The sequence below is a fragment of the Lentilactobacillus dabitei genome, from assembly GCF_019061365.1.
GTDB classification, from domain to species: Bacteria; Bacillota; Bacilli; order Lactobacillales; family Lactobacillaceae; genus Lentilactobacillus; species Lentilactobacillus dabitei.
In genome coordinates this window covers 1-3,782 of sequence record NZ_JAHPPD010000144.1, presented here as the reverse complement: position 1 = coordinate 3,782, position 3,782 = coordinate 1, and the positions used below count along the sequence as shown (strand labels likewise).

Here is a 3,782-nt window from a genome sequence, read left to right as displayed (position 1 = left end):
GGTTGAATACCGGATTCACAACGACCAGTTATGTGCCTAAAAATTATTAAATATTATCTCCAACTATTGGGGTTCACTTCAGAATCAGAAATAATTGGTTCTTTTTGTTAAATTCTGGGACCAAATCGTCTTTCGTCCCAGTCTTGGATGACCTCAGGGTTTATCGCCCGCTTTAATCATCTAATACTTCGTTGGTTTTTTCGGCCGCTTTTTCTTTTGCATCGGCAACCTTATCTTTTGCCTTGCCGGATGTCTTTTGGGCCTTACCCTTTAATTTAAGCTTGTCGTTTCCGGTCATGTCACCGATACTTTCTTTGACCTTACCAACTACTTCATCTTTTTTATTCTTTAAGTCTCCCATTGTTACACATCCTTTCTTATCTATGCTATAAGCATATATGAATATCAACAGATCTGCAAAGTTAACGCCTGACAATTTATAACGATGAGAATTGTATGAGTTATCTCCTAGACGCAAAGAATGTGCTATTATTGTCTTAAGACTAGGGGGTGCAACGAATGGCTACCAATAATAGCGTTACAAAAGCACAATCCGAAAGTAATGAAGTTAAAAAGCATCAACAAATTTTGACTATGATTGCGTTGATGACTTCCAAATTGCTTGGTGAAAATACATATGCAAAAAGTTCAATCTTTTCCGAGAGGATGGCCAGAGGGGGCCAGCTTTTTCTTGATAAACCGATTGAGCAAAGCATGTCACTTGCGGAGTTCAAATTATCCAAGGAAGTTCAGATGGGCTATTTGGTCGCAGTTGACGATTTAAGATCAGTGACGCTGGACCAGGTTCATTACATGTCTTTGTGGGCAACTGGTCAAAGCGATGATACGATCGTTAATCGAGCGGCCGGAAATGCTTTTTCAATCTATTTAGCTCAAAGTACAGATCAGAAAAAATTTGTCAATGGGTACAAGACGGCAGTCATTCAATTTATCCGCGCGATTGCTGGTGAAAATGGCGTGGTGGCAAAAGTAACCAGTGCCTTTCAGAAGCTATCCTTTGCTGATGCAGAGAAGCTGGCAAATGATTGGTTTGGCAGCGTGAATGGTTACATGCGCGGGGCCAGTCCTTTCCGCAAGATTACGGATGGAATTGATGATCCGGTGGATGAGCGAATCGTTCAGGGCCTTTTTGACGAAGTTAACAATGGGTATTTGACAACTCATTCGTTCGGCGATGATCAGGTGCCATTGCTTGGTAACTATATCTATTCCGGTGATGATTTCAGTGACCAAACTGATTTACCAGCTATGATGACCCAATCTTTGACCGACATCAGTTTATCCGAAACGATTAATTTGTTCGTGAATGGTCAGTTTAGCGAAGTTCTTGACCTGTTATGCTCGTTGGAACTCTATACATTTGTGTATCAATTCGTGAATGCAGGGCGGGCTGATCTGGTTGGCATGCCGGTGACGACAGCTACTGATATGCAGCAAGTTATCAAAATCACTGGCTCACAGCTAACTGATATCTTTGAACGATTCGGCTTGCCAGCAACCCTTGCTGAATTAGCAGCTAATTTACCGATTATTGACCTCAGTAATGCCGGAACCGCCAGAAATGCCAGTCAACAGAATTTTCAGCAGAATTTAAGCGTGGTGATGGATAATAGCCATCGGCCGCTTATCAATGATCGTGGTGAAACAGCTCCGGTTAATTATGGCTTTCTTGAAGCCCTTCATGGATTGATTCAGGCCACTTATTGTTTACCAATTCTTGTTCGATATACGGTGACGAGAAACCAGCTGTTAGCACAAATCCAAGCTGGTGATTATACGGAATCCAGGAACGTGGCCCCAGCTGATTTTAATATCGCTTCATCGTTAGGGGATTACGTCGAACAACTGGCCCGTTTCCAAGTGGATCAGCTGATTCCCATTGTTGAACGTGGTAAAGACGACTATGATGGCTTGAACCAGTCTGGCAGCCCCAGTGCATTCAACCACTTGATGCGGGTGGCACCCCAGATGCGAGCGGTTAACCCGAAATACGCTGAGATGTCCAAACAAACAAAGAAGTTGTATTACTGGCTATATCAAAGCTCGTTTGCAAGTGAAATTGCTGCGGCAGATAGAGTTCAACTTTGAATAATCATGACACGATAAAAGGATCGACGGTCAAGCAGTTATCTGCCTGACTGTCGATCCTTATTTATAACGTCCTTTTGTTAAATCGCCCGAATTCCGATTGCCGACCCCATGCCGCCACCCATGCATAGGGAAGCAATCCCGATTTCTTGATTGGTTCTTCGTAGATTGTGGATCAGTGTCGTGATGATTCGGGCACCGGAGTCTCCGAGGGGATGGCCTAAAGCAATCGCGCCCCCACTGATGTTGACTTTTTCCAGTGAGAGGTGAAGGTCGCGGGTAACCGCAATACATTGAGCGGCAAAGGCTTCGTTGAGTTCAACCAAGTCAATGTCTGCAATCGTCATTTTTAATTTGGCGAGGAGACTGTTGATGGCAAGGTAAGGCGCATATCCCATGATCTCAGGATCGATCCCAGCCTCGGAATAGCCAAGAATTTCTGCGATTGGCTGGAGACCTAGTTTTTTGGCATGGGAGGCCGTTGTCAGGATCAGGGCCGAGGCGCCATCGTTTAGTCCGGCGGAGTTTCCGGCGGTAACAGTCCCATTTGGTTTGAATGCAGGCTTTAGTTGGGATAACTTTTCCAAGCTCGTGTCGAATCTAACGGGTTCATCCTGATTGATTGGGTTTGCTAGTTCTTTAGTCTCAATAGGAATCAGTTCATCATCAAATTGATGGTTACGAATTGCAGCAGCGGCAAGTTGATGTGACCGTAACGCAAACGAATCCTGCTCCCGGCGGGTAATGTTAAAACGGTTGGCAACATTTTCGGCGGTGATACCCATTAACTCACCTGAAATAGAATCTCGAAGGCCGTCATGTTCCAATGCATCGTGCATGGTGACTGCCCCAAATTTAGTTGCCTGACGTTGATTCATGTTGAGGTAAGGCGCATTTGACATGCTTTCCGTACCGCCAGCGATGATTATTTCCGATTCACCGAGCAGCAGTGCTGAACTTGCTTGATGGACGGCTTGCATGCCGGATCCGCAGACTTGATTAACTGTAAATGCTGTCTTGCTTTGAGGAATATGACTTTGTAATTCGATTTGACGGGCAATGTTTTGACCGTTCCCTGCTTGAATTGCGTTGCCAAAAATTACTTGGTCAATCAACGAGGCGGGGATATTTGTTTTCGCAAGCAAATTTTTAACGGTCATTGTTCCGAGTTGTTCCGCTGTGACATTTTTTAATGCACCGTTAAGTTTACCTATTGGAGTCCGTTTGCCTTCAATGATTACGATATTGTCCAAATTCATTGGCTCCTTTGTAAAGATTTCATGTGCTAGTATAACGGGTTATTCACCTCAATAGTGAACTTTTGACTCAACCTTAATGAATTGCTAAATCATTAGTTAATAGAAAAAACGATTAATTTTGAAATAGTAGTTGACCTGGGTCAAAAATCCTGATAGTATATTACTCGTTGCTTAGTTAGCAATTGCATATATACCAATTACTTCTTAAAAAGTTTTTGTTGACTTACAGGATTTGATGAGATATAATTGTTATTGCTGCTGAGGCAATGAGACATAAGGATTTCGAATGACGAACGATTTACTTGGAGTCATCAAAAATGTTTGTGTTTCTCATGTAGACCTTTGAAAACTGAACAAAATTTTCGACAAACAAATGTGCAGGGCGTTCCGATTCATTTCGGAACCAAACATTTG

Annotated in this window: 3 protein-coding genes; 1 reads left to right on the top strand and 2 read right to left on the bottom strand. The window is 43.1% G+C overall.

Annotation, left to right across the window (positions count from 1 at the left end):
- Positions 1 to 172: 172 nt before the first annotated feature.
- On the bottom strand, positions 173 to 361 hold the full coding sequence (locus KTE19_RS13120) for a CsbD family protein (protein WP_217164873.1): 189 nt from the start codon (positions 359 to 361) through the stop codon (positions 173 to 175).
- A gap of 158 nt (positions 362 to 519) precedes the next feature.
- Between KTE19_RS13120 and KTE19_RS13115 the strand changes: the two genes are divergently transcribed.
- The gene (locus KTE19_RS13115) at positions 520 to 2,109 is read left to right on the top strand and encodes a hypothetical protein (protein WP_217164871.1); all 1,590 of its coding nucleotides are present in this window, start codon (positions 520 to 522) and stop codon (positions 2,107 to 2,109) included.
- A gap of 80 nt (positions 2,110 to 2,189) precedes the next feature.
- Here KTE19_RS13115 and KTE19_RS13110 read toward each other — a convergent pair whose 3' ends face one another.
- Complete coding sequence (locus KTE19_RS13110; RefSeq protein ID WP_217342466.1) at positions 2,190 to 3,362, bottom strand: thiolase family protein; 1,173 nt, start codon at positions 3,360 to 3,362, stop codon at positions 2,190 to 2,192.
- Positions 3,363 to 3,782: the final 420 nt, after the last annotated feature.

What these genes read in the sequence shown, in the direction of transcription:
- KTE19_RS13115 (WP_217164871.1), top strand. Translation starts at nt 520, where the DNA reads ATGGCTACCAATAATAGCGTTACAAAAGCACAATCCGAAAGTAATGAA.
- KTE19_RS13120 (WP_217164873.1), bottom strand. Translation starts at nt 361, where the DNA reads ATGGGAGACTTAAAGAATAAAAAAGATGAAGTAGTTGGTAAGGTCAAA.